This window comes from Exiguobacterium sp. PvP048, from assembly GCF_040549175.1.
Lineage (GTDB): Bacteria > Bacillota > Bacilli > Exiguobacteriales > Exiguobacteriaceae > Exiguobacterium_A > Exiguobacterium_A artemiae.
Genome location: NZ_JBEPSU010000001.1, coordinates 817,203 through 839,298, shown reverse-complemented (window position 1 = coordinate 839,298; position 22,096 = coordinate 817,203). Strand labels below are relative to the sequence as shown.

20 protein-coding genes and 1 riboswitch are annotated in these 22,096 nt (G+C 50.5%); of the genes, 14 read left to right on the top strand and 6 right to left on the bottom strand.

Going from position 1 to position 22,096, the window contains the following annotated elements; all coding sequences use genetic code 11:
- Nucleotides 1-16: 16 nt before the first annotated feature.
- Genes ABIC15_RS04160 through ABIC15_RS04140 form a run of 5 tightly spaced genes read left to right on the top strand, consistent with a single transcriptional unit; the run spans nucleotide 17 to nucleotide 4,558 of the window.
- Nucleotides 17-637, top strand: coding sequence for a sugar transferase (locus tag ABIC15_RS04160; RefSeq protein WP_354019793.1), 621 nt, complete (start codon nucleotides 17-19; stop codon nucleotides 635-637).
- Entirely contained in the window at nucleotides 618-1,673 is a 1,056-nt protein-coding gene (locus ABIC15_RS04155) for a lipid II:glycine glycyltransferase FemX (RefSeq protein WP_354019792.1), read from the top strand. The genes ABIC15_RS04160 and ABIC15_RS04155 overlap by 20 nt, the downstream gene beginning before the upstream one ends.
- Before the next feature lie 8 nt (nucleotides 1,674-1,681).
- Nucleotides 1,682-2,836 (top strand): aminotransferase class I/II-fold pyridoxal phosphate-dependent enzyme, encoded by a 1,155-nt coding sequence (locus tag ABIC15_RS04150; protein ID WP_354019791.1) that lies wholly within the window; start codon nucleotides 1,682-1,684, stop codon nucleotides 2,834-2,836.
- A gap of 23 nt (nucleotides 2,837-2,859) precedes the next feature.
- Nucleotides 2,860-3,600: a hypothetical protein gene (locus ABIC15_RS04145; RefSeq protein WP_214849979.1), complete on the top strand. Its 741-nt coding sequence runs from the start codon at nucleotides 2,860-2,862 to the stop codon at nucleotides 3,598-3,600.
- 34 nt (nucleotides 3,601-3,634) lie between these two features.
- Nucleotides 3,635-4,558 (top strand): LCP family glycopolymer transferase, encoded by a 924-nt coding sequence (locus ABIC15_RS04140; RefSeq protein ID WP_354019790.1) that lies wholly within the window; start codon nucleotides 3,635-3,637, stop codon nucleotides 4,556-4,558.
- A gap of 316 nt (nucleotides 4,559-4,874) precedes the next feature.
- On the opposite strand, the gene ABIC15_RS04135 is transcribed toward ABIC15_RS04140, so the two are convergent.
- Entirely contained in the window at nucleotides 4,875-5,486 is a 612-nt protein-coding gene (locus tag ABIC15_RS04135; protein WP_012371427.1) for an AmiS/UreI family transporter, read from the bottom strand.
- 152 nt (nucleotides 5,487-5,638) lie between these two features.
- Nucleotides 5,639-6,892: an SH3 domain-containing protein gene (locus tag ABIC15_RS04130; protein ID WP_290827841.1), complete on the bottom strand. Its 1,254-nt coding sequence runs from the start codon at nucleotides 6,890-6,892 to the stop codon at nucleotides 5,639-5,641.
- Between the two features lie 158 nt (nucleotides 6,893-7,050).
- Between ABIC15_RS04130 and ABIC15_RS04125 the strand changes: the two genes are divergently transcribed.
- Nucleotides 7,051-7,959, top strand: a complete 909-nt coding sequence (locus tag ABIC15_RS04125) for a Gfo/Idh/MocA family protein (RefSeq protein ID WP_354019789.1) — start codon at nucleotides 7,051-7,053, stop codon at nucleotides 7,957-7,959.
- Between the two features lie 69 nt (nucleotides 7,960-8,028).
- Here the strand turns inward: ABIC15_RS04125 and ABIC15_RS04120 are convergent, their stop codons facing one another.
- The 3 genes from ABIC15_RS04120 to ABIC15_RS04110 form a co-directional block, all read right to left on the bottom strand.
- Nucleotides 8,029-8,658: a hypothetical protein gene (locus ABIC15_RS04120; RefSeq protein ID WP_214849696.1), complete on the bottom strand. Its 630-nt coding sequence runs from the start codon at nucleotides 8,656-8,658 to the stop codon at nucleotides 8,029-8,031.
- Nucleotides 8,655-9,344, bottom strand: a complete 690-nt coding sequence (locus ABIC15_RS04115; RefSeq protein WP_354019788.1) for a zinc ribbon domain-containing protein — start codon at nucleotides 9,342-9,344, stop codon at nucleotides 8,655-8,657. Before ABIC15_RS04115 ends, ABIC15_RS04120 begins: the two co-directional genes overlap by 4 nt.
- A gap of 188 nt (nucleotides 9,345-9,532) precedes the next feature.
- Complete coding sequence (locus tag ABIC15_RS04110) at nucleotides 9,533-13,078, bottom strand: CDP-glycerol glycerophosphotransferase family protein (RefSeq protein WP_354019787.1); 3,546 nt, start codon at nucleotides 13,076-13,078, stop codon at nucleotides 9,533-9,535.
- 141 nt (nucleotides 13,079-13,219) lie between these two features.
- On the opposite strand from ABIC15_RS04110, the gene ABIC15_RS04105 reads away from it, so the two are divergent.
- Nucleotides 13,220-14,296 (top strand): glycerate kinase family protein, encoded by a 1,077-nt coding sequence (locus ABIC15_RS04105; RefSeq protein ID WP_354019786.1) that lies wholly within the window; start codon nucleotides 13,220-13,222, stop codon nucleotides 14,294-14,296.
- Between the two features lie 106 nt (nucleotides 14,297-14,402).
- Nucleotides 14,403-14,972, top strand: a complete 570-nt coding sequence (locus ABIC15_RS04100; protein WP_012371420.1) for a hypothetical protein — start codon at nucleotides 14,403-14,405, stop codon at nucleotides 14,970-14,972.
- Nucleotides 14,973-15,081: 109 nt separating this feature from the next.
- Here the strand turns inward: ABIC15_RS04100 and ABIC15_RS04095 are convergent, their stop codons facing one another.
- A complete protein-coding gene (locus ABIC15_RS04095) occupies nucleotides 15,082-15,561 on the bottom strand; it encodes a glutathione peroxidase (RefSeq protein ID WP_026827448.1) in 480 nt (159 codons plus the stop codon).
- A 171-nt stretch (nucleotides 15,562-15,732) separates the two neighbouring features.
- On the opposite strand from ABIC15_RS04095, the gene ABIC15_RS04090 reads away from it, so the two are divergent.
- The 6 genes from ABIC15_RS04090 to ABIC15_RS04065 all read left to right on the top strand — a co-directional run bounded on the left by ABIC15_RS04090 (nucleotide 15,733) and on the right by ABIC15_RS04065 (nucleotide 21,978).
- Nucleotides 15,733-15,927: a hypothetical protein gene (locus ABIC15_RS04090; protein ID WP_012371418.1), complete on the top strand. Its 195-nt coding sequence runs from the start codon at nucleotides 15,733-15,735 to the stop codon at nucleotides 15,925-15,927.
- 239 nt (nucleotides 15,928-16,166) lie between these two features.
- Nucleotides 16,167-16,319: riboswitch (cyclic di-AMP (ydaO/yuaA leader) on the top strand.
- Nucleotides 16,320-16,538: 219 nt separating this feature from the next.
- Entirely contained in the window at nucleotides 16,539-16,619 is an 81-nt protein-coding gene (locus ABIC15_RS04085) for a potassium-transporting ATPase subunit F (RefSeq protein ID WP_214849975.1), read from the top strand.
- Between the two features lie 20 nt (nucleotides 16,620-16,639).
- Nucleotides 16,640-18,280: a potassium-transporting ATPase subunit KdpA gene (gene kdpA / locus ABIC15_RS04080; protein WP_354019785.1), complete on the top strand. Its 1,641-nt coding sequence runs from the start codon at nucleotides 16,640-16,642 to the stop codon at nucleotides 18,278-18,280.
- A 17-nt stretch (nucleotides 18,281-18,297) separates the two neighbouring features.
- Nucleotides 18,298-20,361 (top strand): potassium-transporting ATPase subunit KdpB, encoded by a 2,064-nt coding sequence (gene kdpB / locus ABIC15_RS04075; protein ID WP_354019784.1) that lies wholly within the window; start codon nucleotides 18,298-18,300, stop codon nucleotides 20,359-20,361.
- A 13-nt stretch (nucleotides 20,362-20,374) separates the two neighbouring features.
- Nucleotides 20,375-20,896, top strand: coding sequence for a potassium-transporting ATPase subunit C (locus ABIC15_RS04070; protein ID WP_354019783.1), 522 nt, complete (start codon nucleotides 20,375-20,377; stop codon nucleotides 20,894-20,896).
- On the top strand, nucleotides 20,893-21,978 hold the full coding sequence (locus ABIC15_RS04065) for a universal stress protein (protein ID WP_188004719.1): 1,086 nt from the start codon (nucleotides 20,893-20,895) through the stop codon (nucleotides 21,976-21,978). Before ABIC15_RS04070 ends, ABIC15_RS04065 begins: the two co-directional genes overlap by 4 nt.
- Nucleotides 21,979-22,096 lie beyond the last annotated feature (118 nt).

The window sequence follows — 22,096 nt, the reverse complement described above, 5'->3', positions numbered from 1 at the left end:
GAAGGAGGACGTCATCATGAAACGGACATTCGATTTCACTGTCAGTCTACTCGCCATCATCGTCCTGTTGCCGGTCTACGCCTTCGTCGCCTTATTCATCTACACGAAGCTCGGACGGCCGCTTTTCTTCAATCAAGTCCGTCCGGGGTATAAAGGTGAACTGTTTAAGATCTATAAGTTCCGGACGATGTCGAACGAAACCGATGCGGCCGGAAAGCTGTTGCCGGACGCCGACCGGATTCCAAAGTCGGTTGAATGGATCCGCCGTCTGAGTCTCGATGAAATTCCCCAGTTCTTTAATATCCTGCGGGGGCAGATGAGTTTCGTCGGACCACGTCCGTTGCTCGTCAGCTATTTGAACCATTACACGAAAGAACAGATGACCCGGCATGACGTCCTGCCCGGTCTGACCGGCTGGGCCCAAATCCACGGACGAAACGCAACGACGTGGCAGCAACGGTTGGAACAGGATCAGTGGTATGCTGCGAATCATACATTCCGGATAGATCTTTATATTCTTTGGAAGACGGTCAAAATCGTCATCTCGTCAGAAGGGAACTCGACCGATCACCAGACAGGTATGGGCGAATTTAAAGGCCTTGACGGGGGTGTCCCTCATGATGTCGCTAAGCAATGAACGGCTGATTCACGATCCGTTGGAATGGGATGCGCTCGTCGCCCGGTACGGACTCGATTGTTATTATGAGTACGCTTACTTTAAACTGGCCCAAGAACCGGAAGCCGTGCCGGAGATGTACGTTCATCCTTCGGAGTTCGGGATTCTGATTTATCCGTACTTGAAACGCCGGATCACCGGGACACCGTTTCAGGATTTGACGACGCCATACGGATACGGCGGACCGATCTTTGTCGGACTTTGGTCGAGCGATCAAATCGAGGACATCCGGCAGCACTTTCTCGAGTATTGTCAGGCGGAACGGATTGTCAGCGAAACGATCCGGTTTCATCCGCTCCTCGAAAATGATGAGCTCGGACGAAGCTGGTGTGAAACGACGACCGTCCTGCAACAGACGGTGACGGTCGATTTGACCGAACCGTTCGAGACGATTGAAAGTCAGTTCTCTTCGATGACGCGGCGCAACATCAAAAAAGCCGTCCGGGAAGACGTGACGGTCCGGGTCGCCGGACAAAACGAGTATGCCAAGTTCATCCAACTTTACCGGCTGACGATGGACAAACATCAGGCCGATGCCCGTTATTACTTTACCGATCACTACTTTCGCCAGTTTCATGACGGGCGGCTGCCGGCGGAGTTACTGGTCGCCGAACGGGAAGGGAAAATCATCGCCGGCTGTATCGTTCTCTACGGTCAACAGTTTGCGCACTATCATCTCGGCGCATCCGATCCGGCAGAACTGTCCGCCCGCCCGAATCATCTTCTGTTTGCGGAAATGATCCGCCGTGCCAAAGCACTCGGAAAAACAGCCCTGCATCTCGGAGGCGGAACGACACGAAACGAAGACGACAGCCTGCTCGCCTACAAACGTTCCTTCAGCAATCGTCAGACCTCATTCACGCTCGGCACATCGGTGCTTCACCCTTTACTGTACCGTCAACTATCCGAACAGCACCTCGCACACAACGTCCTGTCGTCACAGGACTGGTTTCCGGTCTACCGGACACCTGTCCGCCAACTGTCACCAAGGGGGTAGCAGTCATCATGAAACACATCCCGTTATCGATCCCACATCTCAGTGGTCAGGAAATGCGTTATGTCACGGAAGCTTTGGAAACGAACTGGATTGCGCCGCTCGGTCCGAATGTCGAAGCCTTCGAAGCAGCAATGAAAACATACAGCGGTTCCGTTGCGACACTCGCGACGAGCAGCGGGACAGCCGCCATCCATTTGGCACTGGCGACACTCGGCGTGACGGCCGGAGATGATGTCTTCTGTCAGTCGTTGACTTTCATCGCTTCGACAAATCCGATCCGTTATGTCGGTGCACGGCCGGTTTTGATTGATTCCGAACCGGAGACGTGGAACATGTCACCGGCAGCACTGCGACGGGCGATGATTCAAGCCGCGACCCGGGGACGCCTGCCGAAAGCCGTCATCGTCGTCCATCTGTACGGCGTTGTCGCGAAGATCGAAGAGATTGCCGCCATCTGTGAGGAGTATGATGTACCGCTGATCGAGGACGCGGCAGAATCACTCGGGTCGACGATCAACGGTCGGATGACAGGCACGTTCGGAACATTCGGCATCTATTCGTTTAACGGCAATAAAATTATCACGACGTCGGGCGGGGGCATGTTGGTCTCAAATGACACCGGCCTGATCGAACGGGCCTTTTATCTCGCGACACAAGCCCGTCAGCCCGTCTTACATTATGAGCATACGGAAGTCGGCTTCAATTACCGGATGAGCAATGTCTCTGCCGGAATCGGACGCGGCCAGCTGGAAGTGATTGAAGAGCGGGTCGAAGCACGGCGGACCATTTTCGAGCGGTATGTCCGGGCCTTTGAGACGGTCGACGTCTCACATTACCAGCAGGAAATCGAAGGAAGCCGCGCGAACCGTTGGCTGACGGCACTGACGTTACCGGGAGGCACGGCACAACGGGATACATTGATTCAGCAGTTGCAGCAAAAAAACATCGAGGCGCGTCCGGCCTGGAAACCGATGCACCTTCAACCCGTTTACCGGGATGTGCCTTATGTCACGGCGAATGAAGAGGATGTCAGCCGCCGTCTATTCGAGGAAGGGATCTGTTTACCGTCTGCTTCGCAAATGAGCTTTACGGATCAAGCACTGGTCATTCGTTTTGTTCGCCAGGGACTCGTTGAAGATGTTCGACGAAATGTTCAGTTATGAATGTGTGGGAGGGAGACATCGTGATGAGCGATTTGGAGGAAGCGATTGAAGCACTCCGTCTCGCTGCTAACGGGAAAAATGAACTGACGGCAAATACCTACTTTCGCTGGCAACTGAATACCCAGTATCCAAGCGTCGCGGAAATCCTGATTTTATTCGGATCATGGCAGATCGCTCTCGAACGGGCCGGTATCGGTAACGTCCGGGTAGCCTTCACCAAGTCGGATATCATCGAGGCCTTACGGGCCGCAAAGGAGGAACTGGAACCCTTCACGAGTGCGACATACCGTGAATGGGCTCAGCAACATCAGGCGCCGAGCTTGACCGATATCGTCCATCAATTCAACTCGTGGCAGCAGGCATTATCGGAAGCAGAGATCTTAAAGGAACGGGTGCAGGAGATGGAGCGCCGGATCATCGAATCGTTACTCGAAGCACAAGAGACGTTATCCGTCCTGACGAGCCAGACTTATACGAAGTGGGCAGCGGGCAAAAACCGGCCGACGGTGGCGACGATTGCGAGACGTTACGGATCGTGGAGCAATGCCCTGGAGATCATCGGGATTGAACAACCACGCAAACGCTGGACAGAAGAAGAGGTTTTACGCATTTTACGGGAAGCAGCAGCTGAAATGGATGGCTTGACGATTGCTCATTATCAACGATTCAGTGAGGGACGGGAGGCACCGAGCATCGGTGTCATCACAGCCTTGTTCGGCAGTTGGAGCAATGCGGTGATGATCGTCTCCGACGAGCAATCGTAAATCGACTTGATCCGAAAGAAAAGGGGATATCGTGATGAAAAAATGGACGTGGCTGATCATAACAGTGGTTGGTATCGGGTTACTCGTTTTTTTCGGATCAGGTGGGTACATCCAACAGGCGGATCACCAGACGAGCAAGCAGGCGGAGGTGACGGATCCGACACATGTCGAGGCGACGACGCCGTCTCAACCGGCAAAAGCCTCGAAAACCAAACTGGCCAATCAACAAAAGGCATTGTCGTTTTTATTGCTCGGTGTCGATCAGCGGGGAAACGAAGCCGGACGGAGTGATACGATCATCGTCGTCACCGTTAATCCAGCAACCGGGGAAAGCAAGATGCTGAGCATCCCGCGCGATTTGAAGACAGAAATCATCGGTGTCGGTTCGAACGATAAAATCAATCATGCCTATGCCTTCGGAGGTCCGGAAATGGCACGGGATACGGTCGAGCATCTCTTGGATCTGCGAATCGACTATTTCGCGGAAATCAATCTTAAAGGATTCACCGATTTAGTCGATGCCGTTGATGGCGTAACGGTTAAAAACGATACTGATTTCTCTTATTACGAGATGCAGTTCCCGAAAGGTCCAGTCTCACTGAACGGGAAGGAAGCGCTCGCCTATGCCCGGATGCGTCATGATGATCCGCGGGGCGACTTCGGACGACAAATCCGGCAACGGCAAGTCGTTCAGGCCGTCGCCGATAAACTGACGGCTGATTTCTCCTTGACGCGGTTTAACGATGTGTTGACGGCACTCGGTCAAAACGTCAAAACCGATATCCCGTTCCCGGTCGTCCGGAAGCTTGCGACCGATTACCGGGACAGTCTAAAACAGGTCGAGACCTTGTCGCTTGAAGGAAGCGGCGGCATCGAATCGGATCACATCTACTACTGGCATCCGACAGCGGCTTCGCTGAAACAGGTCGAGACCGAGTTGCAACAGGAACTGAAGTGATGGTTCAGCAACTGAGAAAAGCGTAATTCTTGTTAGACGAGAAAAGGGGCTGACTCAAAAAAGAAACACTCATTCTTTCACGCCTTTTCCTCAGGCGAGACACAAGCCAGTTTTCCTGCCTGAATCAGGCAGAAACCCGGGTCTTATTTGTCTCTGACAGCGCAACATGCGCTTTTTCCTGTAGGAGTCGCGTGAAAAGAGTGTTTCTTTTTTAACGCGAAAAGGGTGGCAGATTCCAATTCTGCCACCCTTCTCTTTGTAGAATCTGACTTTTGAGTCAGCCCCTTGACGTCTGAGTCGGAATAAACGAAGCTTTTTAGTTTTTTGAACGGACGATTGTACGGACAGGGAGAAACTTCACAGCCGCATAGATGAAATATAAGACCGTCATGATGGCGGCTGCACTCCAGATGAGCTGGTAGTTGGCACCTGTCGTCCCGAACCGGAGACCGACAAGGGCAGGCACGATGAGCGTCAACCAGCTGAGGACGATCGCGACACGAGCCGTCAGCGCATCGAGGCTCATATTCAATCCCATCCCGAGGAAAAACAGTCCCCAGAGGATGACCCAGAATAACCACGTCGCACCGCCGATGATGTCACCGGTACTGAAGCTGACACCGGCATAAAAAAGCGCAGAGATGGCGACGAACAATGAGAACCAGCCGACACCGCTGCCGTCGAGACCAAACAAAAACGTGATGCCGACATACAGGTACGTAAAGGCGAATAAATAAATGCTCGCATACCCGAACGTCAGCGCCGGATCACCGGCTGCCCCGATGACGAGCCAAGTCGCGATGAAGGTCTGCAATAAACCGGTCAACAAACTAAAAAGACCGGCGCTCTTCAAATCGACTTTCCCGAACAGCGACAGACTATTTAAAAAGAGGGCGACGCCTCCGAATAACAAACTTACATTTCCCACGTGAATTCCTCCATTAAGACGTCAGACGTCTGATTGTTACTTCCACCATATGATGAATTCGCTTCCATTGCAAGTGAAATTTTTCAGGTGGAAATAACAAAAAAAGACTCCGGATATCACTTTCAGCAGAAAGCGAATCCGAGAGTCTGGTCTTAACGGTTGAGGACGGAACGTAATGTCGTTTCGGTTTGCGGAAGTGTTCCTTTTAACGTAACGAGACCGTAACGTGTCGATCCTTTTTTGATGAAGAAGACGCGTGTATAGGCAGACTCCGGCGTATAACCGGTCTTGCTCGCATAAACACGTGTGTCGCCTGGAAGTGACGTGTTCGTATGATACCACGTCAACGTCCGGGCATAAGGTCCTTTAACGGTCGTCTGGAACGATTTACGTCCGCTGACCGTCATCAGATAACTGTAATTCGCATACGTATTGGCAAGCTTCTGCATATCCGCTGCCGTCGTATAGTGGCTTGGATGATAGAAGCCGTGCGGATTCATGAAATGACTGGCCGACATACCGATGCGGCTCGCACGGCTGTTCATGAGCGAAACGAACTTCGATTCCGAACCGGCAGTCCGGACGGCGATCGCTTTCGCAGCATCGTTGCCGGAGCGGATCAACATCCCGTTTAACAGTTGGCGCATCGTGACTTTGTCGCCTGAACGGAAACCGGCGGTGCTGCTGCCGGAGGGAACGGCTAACATCGAGTACGTCAACGTAAAGGTCTGATCGAGCGTTCCTTTTTGTGCCGCCGCGTCATAAGCGACGATTGCCGTCAGTAACTTCGTCGTACTGGCCGGATAACGGCGGGCAAAACTTTCTTTCGTCAGTTCATAGCCGGACGAACCGAGTTTGAAGTAACGCATCGATGCGACCGGATAGCTGCCGCTTGCCGGAGCCGGCGAACTTGTCGTCAGCTTTTTCGCGACCTGGTTCGAGACATAATAGTAGTTCGTTTTCCCTTTGACCTTATACCAGCCATTCGAATAGGAAACAGCGTTGAACTTTGATTTATATGTAGCATGCCGTTTGATATTTTTAGAAGAGGCCGTACTTGGTGACGTCCGGACATTCGCGCCTGCCGTCGAGTAAACGATAATCTTATATGTCTTGACGGAGCTGGATCCGACTTTTTTCGCGACCTGATTCGACAGGTAACGATAGGCGCCTCCGTCCTTGATCTTGTACCAACCGTTCGAATAAGACACAGCGGTAAACTTAGCTTTGTACGGGGCACGACGGGTAATGGTTGCAGATGAACTTGTGCTTGGCTTCGACCGGATGTTTGCCCCAATCGTCGACGTGACGATGACCTGATAGCTTGCTGCTTGAGCAGGCAGGGCCGGGAGACATAAGGTAAGAAGCAGGACGAGTGTCAAACCAATCCTGAATAATGATTTCATAAAAAACTCATTCCCTCCTTTTGCAAAATATGTTCTTATCATAAAACAAAAAAAGGAAATTATCTTCTTTTTCAAAAAAATAGTTTCCCTACACGAAGCGCATGAAACCGGCTAACATAGGGAATGAGAGCAAAAGACAGGTTCAAGGAGGAAATCAGATGAAAATAGCAGTAATTGGTTTAGGCGATATCGCCCAAAAGGCGTATTTACCGGTCTATGCAGAGCGGACAGACCTGGAAGTCTATCTTGTCTCGACGGATCAGGAGAAGGCAGAACGGTTGCGGAACGCTTACCGGTTTGCCGGAACGTTGTCTTCCCTGGATGATGTCATTCGGGAAGGGATTCAAGTCGCGATGATTCACTCGGCGACGAAAGTCCACGCGGAACAGGCAAAACAGTTACTGGCAGCCGGCGTCCATCTTTACATTGATAAACCGGTCTCGCTCGAAGTCGATGAAGTCCGGGCATTGACAGAACAGGCGGAAGAACAAGGTCTGCATTTCATCACCGGCTTCAATCGCCGGTTTGCATCCGCCCACCGGACGTTACTTGAAGTCGAAGAACCGAATCTGGTCGTCATGCAAAAAAACCGGACGTCCTTTATCGAAGATGCCAAGACGTTCATCTTTGATGATTTCGTCCATGTCGCGGATACACTCCGTTTTCTGACCGGTCGAGGCGAAATCGAACAGTTGCAGGTCCGCGGTAAGAAAGTCGACGGATTGCTGCATCACGTGACGATTCAATTCGAATCGAACGGTATCACCGCGATCGGTATCATGAACCGGAATAACGGCGTGACGGAAGAACGCGTCGAAGTGATGGGACCGAACGAAAAACGGATTGCGACAGATGTGACGTCGGTGGAACGGTTGACGAAAGCCGGTACGTTACGCCTGCCGCTCGATAACTGGGAACCGACCCTGCGACGCCGCGGATTCGTCGAGATGGTCGATGCCTTCATCGAGACCGTCCATGGTCATCCGTCAGCGTCCGTCACGGGAAAAGACAGCTTGGCAACCCATGAGCTTTGTGTGGAAATCGTGAAACGGTTGGACGCACTTTAAGGCAGTTGAGACAGCAAAAAACGACCGTGTCCTCTTCGATCATCGAGAGAACGCGGTCGCTTTTTTGTGTTAATCGACTTTTTTTAATTGATAGATCCGTTTTCCGCCTGGACCTTCGAAAGTTAAGGTCAGACCCGCGCGGCTGAAGACATAACTGACGAGTCCTTCGGAGAGGGCGAGACGGGCTGATAAATCTGGTTCGAAGCGGACGGTCTCCGTATCACTTCGCGGAGCATCGGGCGTTCCAAAGTCCTGATACTGAACCGTCGCGAGCAACGTATGCGGTTGGCCGAACGAGACGTGGAGCTGACCCGTGGCCGGGAAGGTTGTTTCTTCCTGCCCATCATCGAGGATGCTGCGCTCGATTTGATAAGTGCCCGCTGCCTGTTTCAAACGATCGAGCATCGCTTCAGCACTCAGCTGAATCGACTTCGCACGCAGGCGGATCGGATTATCCTGAGGCAATGGTAACTTTTCAATCGTTCTTGCAGTAGTGATGCTGTCTTCAAAACGGTAACTCGCGAACTGCGTTTCGAGCCGCACCATCAACTGAGCCGCATCATGCATCGGATCTTGACGGGACGATTGATCGACCGCCTGTGTGTATTGTCCGAGGTCCAGCTCGTCCTGGATACGCGACGGTTCCTGCGAACATCCCATCAACAAACTACAGAACAGAAGCAGAATGACAATTCTCATGCGTCCACCTCCATCCGGACGATGTGGGTGATTTGCAGATGATCCGTATGTAACCGGACGTTGTAGCGGACATCGTACGTGACGAGCTGTTGATTGACAGGCAGTTGATAGGTTTCGACCGTTCTGACCTGATAGGAATCCCCTTTTGAGACGAACCGTTTAAAATCAACGGTTTGGAGGCGCGGCGGAACCGGGCTGTCGGAAGCGGCATGAATCGTCCGTAAGGCATCTACTTCTGACTGGAAGGCATCCAAGGTCGCAAACTGGATCGCAGAGAATGTTTCCAGTGTATCCGTCGTTTTGGAATAATTGGCCGTTTCCGGAACCGTTTGTGTATATTGGCGGACGAACTTCAGGATATCGTAAGAGGCCGGAGGATTTTCCGACGAATAGGTTTGATTGTAAGCAGAGGTCTCGTCAGACCAGTCCGACAAGGACAGGGCCTGGACGGGTGCAGCCAGCGTCGTGTGGGTCGAGTCGGTTTGCGTCAAAGCGTACCACGTCCCGATCGCTCCGACTGCAATTGCAAAAACGATAATAAAAGATAAGACGTAACGGCTGGACTTGACGGGTGTGACAGATGATTCCTCATCGAATTGTCGTTTTTTGAGGACAGGATGTTTGCAGTAGGAACATGCTGTCGCTTCTGTTTCCAATGGTGTTCCGCAAAGTGAACAACGTTCCATGAACCATCCCTCCTAATTGATATGACACATTATTTTTTACAGAAAATAATATTTTTGAAATTCTAATTTAGAATAACATTAATTGGAAATCAAATCAAAAAGCAATTGGTTGAAGCCGATGGTTTTTCGTCAGATCAGAAAAAAGATTCCTTCCACGCGTGTGGAAGGAATCTTAAAAACATAAGCTCTTAAACGGAATAACTGCCGTCCGACTGCTCGGTCATTTCAAGTGTATCTTCTGCAAAGTAGGTGTCAACGACACGTGATGCCGCCGACCCGTCTTCCATCGCACAATAGGATTCCCGGAAAGCATCGAGTCGTGACCGGTAGTCGCTCGTCAACTGCGGGATGTTGGCCAAGGCTTCAACGAAAGCATCTTCGGTCTCGAGAATCGGTCCCGGTAAGTCCTTGTAGTAGTCAAGATAGAAGCCGCGTAATGTATCGCGGTATAGATCGAGATCGTACGCATAAAAGAACATCGGGCGGTTCATGTTCGCGAAATCAAAGAACACGGACGAATAGTCGGTGATCAATAAATCCGTGATCAAGTAGAGTTCCTGAATATCCGGATAACTCGTGACATCGATGAAACGTTCCCGGTGTTCAGCAGGAATCCGCGGTTTCTTCGTCACAAGAACGTGCGTCCGGATCAGGAAGACGTATTCGTCACCGAGTGCTTCCGCGACACGGTCGAAATCGAACGGATAGTCAAAGAAGAACTTTCCGTTTCCGAGCGACTGATGATCACGGAAAGTCGGAGCATATAAAATGACTTTCTTATCATCCGACAATTGGAGTTTCGTCCGGATGCTCTCGATGGTCTTTGGCTGATTGTTCGAGAAGAACAAGTCATTCCGCGGATAACCGGATTCAAAAATCGGTCCATCATACCGGAAAGCACTCTTGAAGATCGTCGAGGCATAAGCACTCGGAGACAATAAGACGCTCCACTGATTGATCGAGTTCGTCACCCGGTCGACATACCCTTCATCCCGTCCGTGAATCTCGTCCAAATCGAACAACATCTTCTTGAGCGGTGTGCCGTGCCACGTCTGAATATAGGTCGTCTCTTTCCGGCGTGTGAAGTAATGCGGGAAGTTCTGGTTGTTGACCCAAAACTTCGCTGTCGCCAGGTAATAGAAGTAAGCAGGTGACAGACGTTTAATGACTTTGGCATTCGGATCCCCGAGATACAGACGCTTATGGTAGACCCAGACGACTTTATAATCGAGATTACGTCGTTTTAATTCTTCATAGATATAACGCGGGCTGTCAGAATACTGTTTCCCGAGTCCGCTTTCAAACACAACGAGTTTCGGATCGACGGGCAGTTTTTGCATAAGACGATATGCGAGCTTCATCGACGGGAAATAGAACCGGCTCCGGCGGTAAAGACGGAACAAAATGTTAGCCGCTTCCGCTGTCTGAATTTGTTCAATCCAGTTACGGGTCTTTTTAAAGTCAACGATCGTTTGGAGAATTTTTTCCGAATACGACGATTCGACGGGCTGCAGGAAAGCAGCGGCACGTGCCTGATATTCCGGTGCCATTGAAAACGAACGGGCTGCCGTCGCATCGAGATCATCAAACAACTCTTCCAGTGTCGATGAGATCGGTCCCGGTAATTCCTGTTCCAGATCCAAATAAGATCCCTTTGGTCCGATGAAGCGGACCGGGTCAAACTGGAAGTAGTGGACCGGACGATTCAAGAAACTGAAGTCGAACGCGACACTCGAGTAATCCGTCACGAGCAGCAGACTTTCCTTCATCAATCCTTGAACATCGCGTTCACCCTGATGGATGACCGTGATCGGCAAGTCTTCAAAGTGACTTGTATATTGTTGCATGTTCGGGTGCAGACAGAAGACGATTTCGAGGTGATGTTCCTCCGCGAATCGGTGTAACCGTTCACTGGTCAACAAAGTCTGGTACTGGCGGTAGTACTCCGATTCAAAGAATTGGAGTGGTGTCTGTAACCAAGAACGCCATGTCGGGATGATTAACATTTGTCGTTTCACTTCAACGTCTTTGGCAAGCAAAGCATCAAAGCGGGACAGGCCGGTAATTCGGACTTCACGTTCCGGATAGCCCATGTCCTGAGTTACAAGGCGTTTTTCGCGCTCTGAACTGACGAGGAATAAATCCGTATCGAATGCCGGTGCAAACTTCCCGTACTGATTGTCCATGTTTTTTGTCCCGAGGACACCGTGCTGAATAAAGATCCGGTCCGCCTTCATCTTCCGTTTGAATGCTTCCGAGCGGAGCGGATACAGGTATTCCGCATGGTGCGTCCCGATGACTTTTTTCGCCATCAAGGCATGATAGATATGTTCTTTTGATTTAAACGGCAATGCATGTCCCAACTGTTCGACTTGCGAATATTCATTGGACTCAGGATCAATCACATAATAAACTGGGCGATCCGGATACGTCTCGCGCATGTATTTAAAGAAATGATAACCGTTGTCTTGTGCTTTATAAGGACGTTCGCCGACAAGCCATGTGTTCTTTTCAGCGAACAGTCGATAGAGCGGAGCAAACTTCATCATATGATTCAAATACGTATAGTTGTCATTCGTGAATTCTGTCATTTCAAACGAAAGATTCCGATGTCCGACCGTAAAGTACGGGATGATATGCATCGTCGTTTCGTCTCCTTGACCCCGTGTTTCCGGTGTCAATTGACGGGTGATGTAACGGGCCCGTCCGAGACGAAGCAAAGTTTGAGCAGAACGATGGTAGTAATCAAGGGCAACGAAGGCGTCATAAATGCCTTCCTGTAAGACTCGATGCTCCCGGTGCAGATGTGTCCAGTCGATGACAGTCCGGTACGTATAGCGGTAGAGACCGAATTTTTCGGCACTCCGGGCATTGTCGTATACCCAATCAATCGGGACCGGAATTTGCTCACCCGTCTCGCGGTGCACGAGCTGTAACGTTCCTTTGCTGATAAAGGCATGCCGGGTAAAGATTTTCCCTTTGATTTCCGTTTGATCGGCGACGGGGGAATCGATCGCATCAATCTGCATTTTTGGTTTGACCTTTGGTTCCTTATTTAATAACAGACGAAGATTGCCTTTTAAATCCGTATACAGATGGGCTGTATGTTGAAACTCCGAATCGAGCAAAGGTTTTAAAGGCGCGGCAATCCGCGTGTCTGAGAACCGGCCGAGAATAATCTCGCGTGTGAAACGATCCTCTGTCAACGTCGCACGACTTGGTAAGCCTTTTGCTTCCCACTTTTCGAGCGTCGCCGGTCGGAAATCGGCGGTGTTTTTCGAGAACTTGAGCCAAAGCGAAAAACGTCCGGAAGGCAATGCTGTTTCTTCTTCCTTTATGTCGTCAGAAGCATCCGTCTCCAGGTTTTCCAACGCATCTTCGGTCGTTTCCGGAAGAGCCGGTTGTTCCTGTTCAGTCAGTTCCTTATTTTCAAGGACACGATCAACAAGGGCAGGAAGTATGTCATGCGTCAACGAAAAAGAAAATTGATGTCCTCCTGAACTGTGCGTGTTAGGCAGTACGATGACTTCGTTCAAAAGACGATCGCGAACGAGTAAGGCTTCGACCGCTACTGTCGTGTCAGAAAGCTCTCCTGAGATGGTCTGTTCTTGGAATGTAGATTCCAATTGAAGGGACTGTTTAAATTTTGATCGGGCTGGGCTATTTTTTTTCGGTGCTGGCAAAATCGTTTTTCCGAATCGTGCCATTCGTAATAATGTCTTGGAAAGACTCACGGGGTAGAACCTCCTCATAAAAAATCGTCTGTTTTCGACGGCGAAAACAAACAGAACGTGTCGTGTGCATGACAATTATCATATCATATTTTCTTTTTTTTGGATGGTCAAATTAAAGACAAGTAAGGGGAGGCAATCAAGATGCATCATTTCATCTGTATCGACAGCTTTAAAGGCTGTATCGGCTCGGAAGATGCAGCGCGTGCCATTGAACGGGGCATCCTGCATGCTGATCCTGATGCGACGATTGACTGGAGTCCGGTCGCAGACGGCGGAGAGGGAACGATTGATACATTATTCGCCAACGGCTTTGAAAAAATCTGGGCTGCAACAATCGATTTAGCCGGTCGTCCGATTGACGTGGCCTATGCGCAAAAAGACCGGATTGCCGTCATCGAGGCGGCAAGCGTCTGCGGACTTCACTTGAAACGACCGGAAGATGAGGTCTTTTCGGTGCATACACGGGGCGTCGGTCGTCTCGTCCGGCAGGTGTTGACGACGGGTGTATCTGACGTATTTTTGGCTTTGGGCGGTACGGCGACGACCGATGGCGGACTTGGTTTCTTGGCAGAGCTGGGGGCTGACTTAATGACAGAAACCGGGGCACCGATTGCGTGGCAAACAAACCCGTTGATGGAAACAAAATACCTCCGTCTTCCAGCCATGTCCGTTCCCTTACATGTCTTGGCAGACGTCACGGCTCCATATGCCGGTGAACTGGGAGCCGCGTCCGTCTTCGGACCGCAAAAAGGATTGACTGCATCGGAAATTGTTTTACTGGATGGACGGTTAAAGGAAATCGGACACCGGCTGCATATCAATCAAATCAAAGGAGCAGGGGCGGCCGGCGGTCTCGGCGGAGCGGCGTACGCGCTTGGTGCTTCAATCGAATCGGGTGCCGCTTTTATCTTACGGATGATCCATGCGCAGGGACGAATCGAACGAGCCGATTATGTCTGGACGGGGGAAGGGCGGGTCGATCGTCAGACCGCAATGGGGAAGCTCCCGGCAAAGGTCATAGCATTAGCGGATCAGGCGGACGTTCCTTGTATCGTCCTTGCGGGTGAAGTGACGGAAAGGATGGAACAGGCATGGATTTGCGAAGTGATTCATGATCCGGATGAAGAAAAGACGCTTGATCCGTTCGTGACGAAACAACGTTTAACGCGGCGTGCTGAACAAATCGTCCGAAGGTTGCCGGCAGTGCGAGACAGGTGAATTCTTTTAAAATCAGGTGAATAGTTGAAAGGAACAGGTATGAACGGATAGGGCTTAGGGTAAAAGAAACTATATTACTCTATCAATTGGAAGGCAGGTCAACCTCATGATCAATCAGTCGATTCAACTGTCATTTCGACAAGTCCGTGCACTCGTCGAACATACCTTATTATTATTCAAGGAGCTCGATCAACAACTCGCCAACCGGGGATACGAACCGACTTTACCGGATGTCGTCCAGACAGAACACGGCATCAGTATTCATCAGACCAAGGACAGCGCCGAATCGCTTGTCCCGCATTTTTTGACCCGGTCTTACACACGTCAAAATGAAAAAGTGTTGAATCATGCTCTGATTGTGTCCGTTCAATACACGCATCCGCTTCATGAACGATTTGATCCTGTTGTTCTGGTCGGCGATGTCATGTTCAAAAATCCGAAGCAGACGACAAAACTGTTGCTTGATAAACCGTGGTTGCTGAAGTACGCCGCCTTCGAATCAACGGCTGCCGGATCATTTGAGCCGACCGGCAAACGTTTCCGGACCCAGCCGATTGAAGAAATCGAATGGCTAGATGTCTGGGGACATCCGTTTACGGAAATGCGCGACGTCGAAGATGTAAAAGTGTTGGCGGAAGAAATGATTAAAGGGCATTTGGATCCGGGGACACCATGAGTTACGTTGGATCAGCAAAAAGAAAATAGAAAAAAACGGGGGAACGGATGTTAAATCCACTCCCCCGTTTGTCTGTTTGATGGAAAGATGTGCTTCGTACGAATCGATCTTAAACCGGAACGACAATCCGTTCGATAGCTGCGACAAGATCTGTCGGATTAGTTTTTGGTGCGAATCGTGTGACTTCCCCGTCACGCGTCACTAAAAATTTCGTGAAGTTCCATTCGACATCCTGCTCGCCCGTCGTGTTCGGGGCAAGTGCTTTCAGTTCTGCGAACAACGGATGTGTCCCTTCCCCGTTGACTTCGATTTTTGAGAAGACAGGGAACGTCACGCCGTAGTTCATTTGGCAAAAACTCTGGATTTCTTCGTCTGTTCCCGGATCCTGTCCGGCGAACTGGTTACAGGGGAAACCGAGGACGACGAGTCCTTGTTTCCGGTAGTCCTGATGAAGTTGTTCCAGTCCTTCAAACTGGGGTGTCAAGCCGCATTTACTCGCTGTATTGACGATCAGCCAAGCTTGTCCCGGATAATCTTTTAACGTCGCTTCCGTACCGTCGATCCGTTGAAATGTCTGCTCCTGTAACATATCTGAATTCCCCCTTATGGTCTTAATCCCAGTGTAGCAAATGCCTCCGGCTTTCGCCTGAATGACGGTTATCAAGATGACAATCCCTTCACAATCCGGTGTCAGCCGCCCTGAATCGTACCGATATTTGATAAAGTACAAAAGACTTTGGAAGGAAAGGAGAGATGCCACATGAGAAAGATGTTGAAACAATCGCGTTTTGTCATGATCGCGACGCTTTGTCTCGTCTTGGTCGCAAGTGTTGTGACACTGCTGACCCTCGGATTCGAACGTGATATTGTGATTCTTGTTTCTGGAGTGGTCGCCCTGTGGGTGACGATGCTAGCTCCTTTGACGGTCCAGGCCAAACTGAATGAGCAATCATAACCGGTGTTGATTCAAAAAAACCGCAGTCCGATTTCCTGCTGAAGGAATGTTTCCATTCAGATGAAGGAATCGGTTTCTGCGGTTTTTTTTCGTCTATAGCATAGGCTGAAAAACACTATTTTTATAAAATAAGTCATCAAAAAGTCTGACTATATTTTTTTTAGAAATTCTATTTACAACGTCAAATAATCGGAGTAATATCCATCTCATCAACGAACACTAACATGTTAATGCTTCGATCTCAAAGTACGCCGAGTTCATGATTGAAGCGGGGGACCCAACCGTCACGACACGTGACACGGGGTGAATCTTCTCAGACAAGAGAAGTAGGGCAAAATCCTAGGTATGCCCGAATCCGACAGCTAACCTCGCAGGCGTTTTAGGAGGGAACGACTCTTATTCAGTGCTGCCATTTTTTAAGGCGATGCTGGGGCCGTTACTGCCTCGCATCGTCTTTTTGTCGTGTTTAATTGTAAAAATATTGAATAATATGGAGGTAATTTCAACATGGGGGATATTTGGAGCATTCTTTTATTCGTCTTCTTTTTCGGAAGCTCGTTTTTGATGATCGGTCTGATTGAACGGATTCAATGGCGGGCAGGTGACCGGAAATGACATGGTTTTTATTGGCGGTCGGTTGTCTTGTCTTTTTGTATCTGAGCTATTGTTTAATTTATCCGGAAAAATTCTAATCGCATAGGAGAAACAAATCATGTGGACTCAATTTTTACTTCAATTTTGGATTTTACTGGTCATCGCACTCGGAGCAGCCGTTTTGCTTGGGCGGTACATCGGAACGGTCTTTGCACCTGTAGGTATTCGAAAGACTGACTGGATTGGAAAGCTGGAGCGGCGTTTGTTGTTGCTGCTCGGTGTCGATGAACGAAAACAAGACCAGTCGTGGGTCGGGTATTCGAAAAGTCTGTTACTCGTCAACTTGCTGTTTTTTGTCGGAGGATACCTGTTACTGCGTTTTCAAGGGAGTTTGCCGCTGAATCCGAATGGAGCCGTCAATCTGGATTGGTCGACTGCTCTGCATACGACGATCAGCTTCATGACGAATACCGATCAACAGCACTACTCCGGTGAAGCGTTATCGTATCTGTCCCAGACATTTGTCCTCGGTACGATGTTGTTCGTCGCACCGACGATGGCCTTTACGGTCTGTATCGCCGTTATCCGCGGACTGGCGAATCAGCCGCTTGGAAATTTTTATGCGGATTTCGTTCGTTTTATTCTCCGGATCTTAATTCCGGTGTCCTTCCTGTTTGGATTGTTGCTGATCCTGCTCGGCGTTCCGCAGACGTTTGGCGGAGCGGTGACCGTGACGACACTCGAAGGCGCCAAACAGTTGATTTACCGCGGACCGGTCGCTGCGTTTGAAGTCATCAAACAGCTCGGGAACAACGGCGCCGGATTCTTCGGAGCGAACGGAGCGCATCCGTTTGAGAACCCGAATCAATACGTCAACTTCATTCAGATGTTTTTGATGCTGCTGATTCCAATGTCACTTCCGGTCGCTTACGGAAAAATCATCGGCTCGGCCAAGCAGGGCCGCCTGTTCCTCGGCGTGATGACGATCTTGTTTGTCATAATGACGTTCGGCATGGCGGGCAGTCTCCTCGCAAATCCGACCGCACATGGTCAAGAGCTTCGCTTCGGACAGATTGGGACAGCATTATACAGCTCGATTACGACAGCGGCTGAAACCGGTGCGGTCAATGCGATGCATGATTCGCTTCATCCGCTTGCCGGATTGATTCAACTGGGAAACATGATGCTGAACGTCGTTTACGGCGGAACAGGAGCCGGTTTCCTGAACGTGTTGTTGTATGCATTCGTCGCAGTCTTCCTGACCGGACTGTTAATCGGGCGGACACCGACCTTCCTTGGCAAAAAGCTCGAGACGTTTGAAGTCAAGCTGATGGCGATTACCTTACTCGTTCCGCCGTTTCTGATTCTCGTCGGAACAGCAGTTTCAATGTACGTGGCACCGGGTGTCGGAGCGATTTCAAATCCCGGCTACCATGGTCTGTCACAAGTCTTGTATGAGTTCACTTCGGCTACCGCCAACAATGGTTCCGGTTTTGAAGGGCTCGGTGACGCGAATGTCTACTGGAATGTCGCGACTTCATTTGCCTTATTCTTTGGTCGTTACATTCCGTTGACTCTGATGCTTGCGATTGCCGGATCACTGAAAGCAAAACCAGCTGTTCCGCAAGATGAATTTTCGTTTAAAACAGATACCCCACTATTCGGTACAGTTTTCCTCGGTACGGTCGTACTCGTCGGTGCATTGACATTCCTGCCAGTGCTTGTACTTGGACCTATCGCGGATTGGCTGACGATGTGAACAGGAGATAATGAAAGATGATGGAACCAATCAAAGATCAACCTACTGGGCAGGAACCGAACGTTCCGGAAAAAGCGTCAACATCAGCCGTTAATCCGTCAATTGCAAAACAAGCGACACTGGATGCCTTTAAAAAATTAAATCCGGCGCATATGGTCAAACAACCGATCATGTTCGTCGTCTGGATCGGTTGTCTGCTGGCAATCGGTTATACGATTTTCATCGACGAGATGCGTGGTTTTAACTTAGCCGTCAGCATCATCCTGTTCCTGACCGTTCTGTTCGCGAATTTCGCCGAATCAATCGCCGAAGGACGCGGGAAAGCCCAGGCAGATTCTTTAAAAGCCTCAAAAGCGGATGTCATAGCGCGCAAACGGGTCGGGCAGATGATCGAGACTGTCTCCTCGGCGACACTGCGGAAGGGTGACATCGTTTTCGTCCGAACCGGTGAATATGTACCGGGGGACGGCGAAATCATTAAAGGTCTCGCTTCGATCGATGAGTCGGCGATCACCGGAGAATCAGCACCGGTCATCAAGGAAGCCGGGGGTGACTTCTCATCTGTCATCGGCGGCACGTTAGTCGTCAGTGACGAAATTGAAGTCCGGATTACGAGTAACCCGGGCGAATCGTTCCTCGACCAGATGATTGCGCTCGTCGAAGGAGCAAGCCGGCAAAAAACACCAAATGAGTTGGCACTTTCGACGTTACTGACGAGCTTGACGCTGATCTTTTTACTCGTCGTCATGACGCTGCCTGTCTTTACGAATTATTTAGGCTTTGATTTGTCCGGTCCGATTCTGATTGCCTTGCTGGTCTGTCTGATTCCGACGACGATCGGCGGATTGTTATCCGCGATCGGGATTGCCGGGATGGACCGCGTGACCCGCTTTAATGTCATTGCGATGAGCGGGAAAGCGGTCGAAGCAGCGGGAGACATCCAAACGATCATTCTTGATAAGACGGGTACGATTACGTTCGGGAACCGGATGGCGTCCGACATTCTGCCGGTCGGTGCTACGACGACGGAAGCCGTCTTTGCCGGTGCGACACTCTCGTCACTCGCGGATGAGACACCGGAAGGCCGTTCGGTTCTGGAACTGGCTGAACTGCGAAACATGCCGATTGAACAAAAACAGTTGGACGGAGCGGAAATCATTCCGTTTCGGGCGGAAACACGGATGTCGGGTCTTGATTTAGCCGACGGCCGCCGAGTCCGAAAAGGAGCCGGACAAGCGATTCAACAGTGGGTCGCGGACCAGGGAGGAAAGATTCCCGGTAATCTGCAGGAAACAGTGGAACAGATTTCACGGCTCGGCGGCACTCCGCTCGTCGTTGCGATTGATTCGACGATCTTAGGTGTCATTTACTTGAAAGATACGGTCAAACCCGGCATGCGGGAACGTTTTGACCGCCTGCGGGAGATGGGTATTAAAACCGTCATGTGTACCGGTGACAATCCATTGACGGCAGCGACGATCGCCCGGGAAGCCGGAGTCGATGACTTCGTCGCCGAATGTACACCGGAAGATAAAATCCGTGTCATCAAACGTGAGCAGGACGCCGGACACCTGGTTGCGATGACAGGGGACGGAACAAACGATGCACCGGCGCTTGCCCAGGCCGATGTCGGTCTTGCAATGAACAGTGGAACGCAGGCGGCAAAAGAAGCAGCCAACATGATTGATCTCGATTCCAATCCGACGAAAATTATCGAAGTCGTCGAAATCGGGAAACAGTTGCTGATGACACGCGGCGCGTTGACGACGTTTTCGATTGCCAATGATGTCGCGAAATACTTTGCGATTATTCCGGCAATCTTCATGGTCGCGATTCCCCAAATGGAACTGCTCAACATCATGCGACTCGATTCGCCGACGACCGCGATTCTCTCGGCCTTGATCTTTAACGCGATTATCATCCCAATGCTGATTCCGCTCGCGATGAAAGGTGTATCGTATAAACCGATGACAGCGGATCAGCTACTTGGTCGGAATTTACTCATCTATGGTCTCGGCGGCGTCATCGTCCCGTTCATCGGCATTAAAATCATTGATGTCTTGCTCGCAAGCATCCTATAAGGAGAACAGAATCATGAAACAGGCCATTCGTGTGACGGTTTTCGTCACCGCGTTGTGCGGGATTGTCTTTCCCGCTTTGCTGACCTTATTCGGTCAGTTACTCGTCCCGGACAAAGCAGCCGGTTCTTTGCTGCAGGAAAACGGAAAATTCATCGGATCGGAATTGATCGCTCAACCGTTCACGTCGAAACAGTATTTTCACGGACGTCCGTCAGCGGTGGATCAATTAGCGGGAGCTTCTGCCGGGGATAACCTGGCCGCGTCAAACCCGGAGCTTGGCAAGCAGATGGCGGAATACAAAAAACAGAATCAGGTGGACGGCGCTTCGCTTCCGGACGATGCCCGCGTGACATCCGGTTCTGGCTTCGATCCGCATATCTCGCTCGATTATGCACGGGCCCAGGTGAAACGGATTGCAACGGAACGAAACCTCTCGCCTGATGCCGTTCGACGATTAGTTGATCAGGAAGCAGGGAACAATCAATATGTGAACGTTCTGATGTTGAATCTGAAGCTTGATCGGAGTCCATCATGACACGCGGAAAGCTGAAGCTGTACATCGGCTCGGCTCCAGGTGTCGGGAAGACGTATAAAATGCTCGCGGATGCACATGCGTTAGTCGGGGAAGGGAAGGACGTCGTCATCGGCTTGATTGAGACGCACGGCCGACGCGATACGGCAGAGATGATTGGACGGCTCGAGCAGGTGCCGTTACTCGACGTCCATTATAAAGAGAAAGTGTTTCTTGAGGTGAACGTCGAAGCGATCATTTCCCGCAAGCCGGATATTGTGTTGATTGACGAACTGGCACATACGAATGCGCCGGGTTCGGTTCGAAAAAAACGGTACCAGGATGTCTCTGTCCTGCTTGAAGCGGGAATCAATGTCTATTCGGCTGTCAACATCCAGCATTTCGAAAGCCTGCTGTTTAAGGTGAAAGAAATGACAGGGGTCGAAGTCCGGGAGCGGATTCCGGATCCCTTTCTCGGGGAGGCGGATGAGATTCTACTCGTGGACGTGACGCCGCAAACATTGCGCGAGCGGTTGGAACACGGGAAAATTTATAAAAAAGAGAAGATTGAACAAAGCTTGAATTCTTTTTTCTCCTTACAAAACTTAGCGAGCTTACGGGAGTTATCGCTCCGGCAAGTCGCAGATGAAGTCGACGATCAAGTGTATCAAGCCCGTCTGCTGATTGAAAAAGATCCGACATTATTACAGGAACGAATTTTGGTCTGTGTCCAGTTGAACGAAAATGCACGAAAGTTAATCTATCGTGGATTTCGGATGGCGAGCCGGATGAAAGCGGATCTCTATATCTTGACGATTCTACCCAAACCGGAAAACCAGTTGCCGGCATTTCAAAAAGAAGTACTGGCGATGTTACGGGAAAGTGGTGCCCTGTTTGACGCAGAAGTTTTAATTCGGATTCAAGGAGAACGTTCGATTGCGGAGACCATCACGGCGGCCGCAAAACATCACCGCATTACACAAATCGTGCTCGGTCAATCCGCACGGACCCGGTGGCAGGAAATCCGGCGCGGTTCGATCGTCAATCAAATCATGCGCCAAAACCGGGGCATTGATTTGCAAATCGTCGCTGATGATCAAGTCTGACAGGGTGTCTCTTCCGCGTAAATGCAGGGGACGTCTTCCGTCAGATGGTGGCGGTCAAAGCACACAAAAAAATCCAGACCACGAATCGATTGATTCAGTGTCTGGATTTTTTTGTAGT

What these genes read in the sequence shown, in the direction of transcription:
- ABIC15_RS04070 (WP_354019783.1), top strand. Translation starts at nt 20,375, where the DNA reads ATGAAACAGGCCATTCGTGTGACGGTTTTCGTCACCGCGTTGTGCGGG.
- ABIC15_RS04125 (WP_354019789.1), top strand. Translation starts at nt 7,051, where the DNA reads ATGAAAATAGCAGTAATTGGTTTAGGCGATATCGCCCAAAAGGCGTAT.
- kdpB (WP_354019784.1), top strand. Translation starts at nt 18,298, where the DNA reads ATGATGGAACCAATCAAAGATCAACCTACTGGGCAGGAACCGAACGTT.
- ABIC15_RS04090 (WP_012371418.1), top strand. Translation starts at nt 15,733, where the DNA reads ATGAGAAAGATGTTGAAACAATCGCGTTTTGTCATGATCGCGACGCTT.
- ABIC15_RS04115 (WP_354019788.1), bottom strand. Translation starts at nt 9,344, where the DNA reads ATGGAACGTTGTTCACTTTGCGGAACACCATTGGAAACAGAAGCGACA.
- ABIC15_RS04085 (WP_214849975.1), top strand. Translation starts at nt 16,539, where the DNA reads ATGACATGGTTTTTATTGGCGGTCGGTTGTCTTGTCTTTTTGTATCTG.
- ABIC15_RS04160 (WP_354019793.1), top strand. Translation starts at nt 17, where the DNA reads ATGAAACGGACATTCGATTTCACTGTCAGTCTACTCGCCATCATCGTC.
- ABIC15_RS04065 (WP_188004719.1), top strand. Translation starts at nt 20,893, where the DNA reads ATGACACGCGGAAAGCTGAAGCTGTACATCGGCTCGGCTCCAGGTGTC.
- ABIC15_RS04100 (WP_012371420.1), top strand. Translation starts at nt 14,403, where the DNA reads ATGATCAATCAGTCGATTCAACTGTCATTTCGACAAGTCCGTGCACTC.
- ABIC15_RS04155 (WP_354019792.1), top strand. Translation starts at nt 618, where the DNA reads ATGATGTCGCTAAGCAATGAACGGCTGATTCACGATCCGTTGGAATGG.
- ABIC15_RS04120 (WP_214849696.1), bottom strand. Translation starts at nt 8,658, where the DNA reads ATGAGAATTGTCATTCTGCTTCTGTTCTGTAGTTTGTTGATGGGATGT.
- ABIC15_RS04140 (WP_354019790.1), top strand. Translation starts at nt 3,635, where the DNA reads ATGAAAAAATGGACGTGGCTGATCATAACAGTGGTTGGTATCGGGTTA.
- ABIC15_RS04150 (WP_354019791.1), top strand. Translation starts at nt 1,682, where the DNA reads ATGAAACACATCCCGTTATCGATCCCACATCTCAGTGGTCAGGAAATG.
- ABIC15_RS04105 (WP_354019786.1), top strand. Translation starts at nt 13,220, where the DNA reads ATGCATCATTTCATCTGTATCGACAGCTTTAAAGGCTGTATCGGCTCG.
- kdpA (WP_354019785.1), top strand. Translation starts at nt 16,640, where the DNA reads ATGTGGACTCAATTTTTACTTCAATTTTGGATTTTACTGGTCATCGCA.
- ABIC15_RS04095 (WP_026827448.1), bottom strand. Translation starts at nt 15,561, where the DNA reads ATGTTACAGGAGCAGACATTTCAACGGATCGACGGTACGGAAGCGACG.
- ABIC15_RS04145 (WP_214849979.1), top strand. Translation starts at nt 2,860, where the DNA reads ATGAGCGATTTGGAGGAAGCGATTGAAGCACTCCGTCTCGCTGCTAAC.
- ABIC15_RS04130 (WP_290827841.1), bottom strand. Translation starts at nt 6,892, where the DNA reads ATGAAATCATTATTCAGGATTGGTTTGACACTCGTCCTGCTTCTTACC.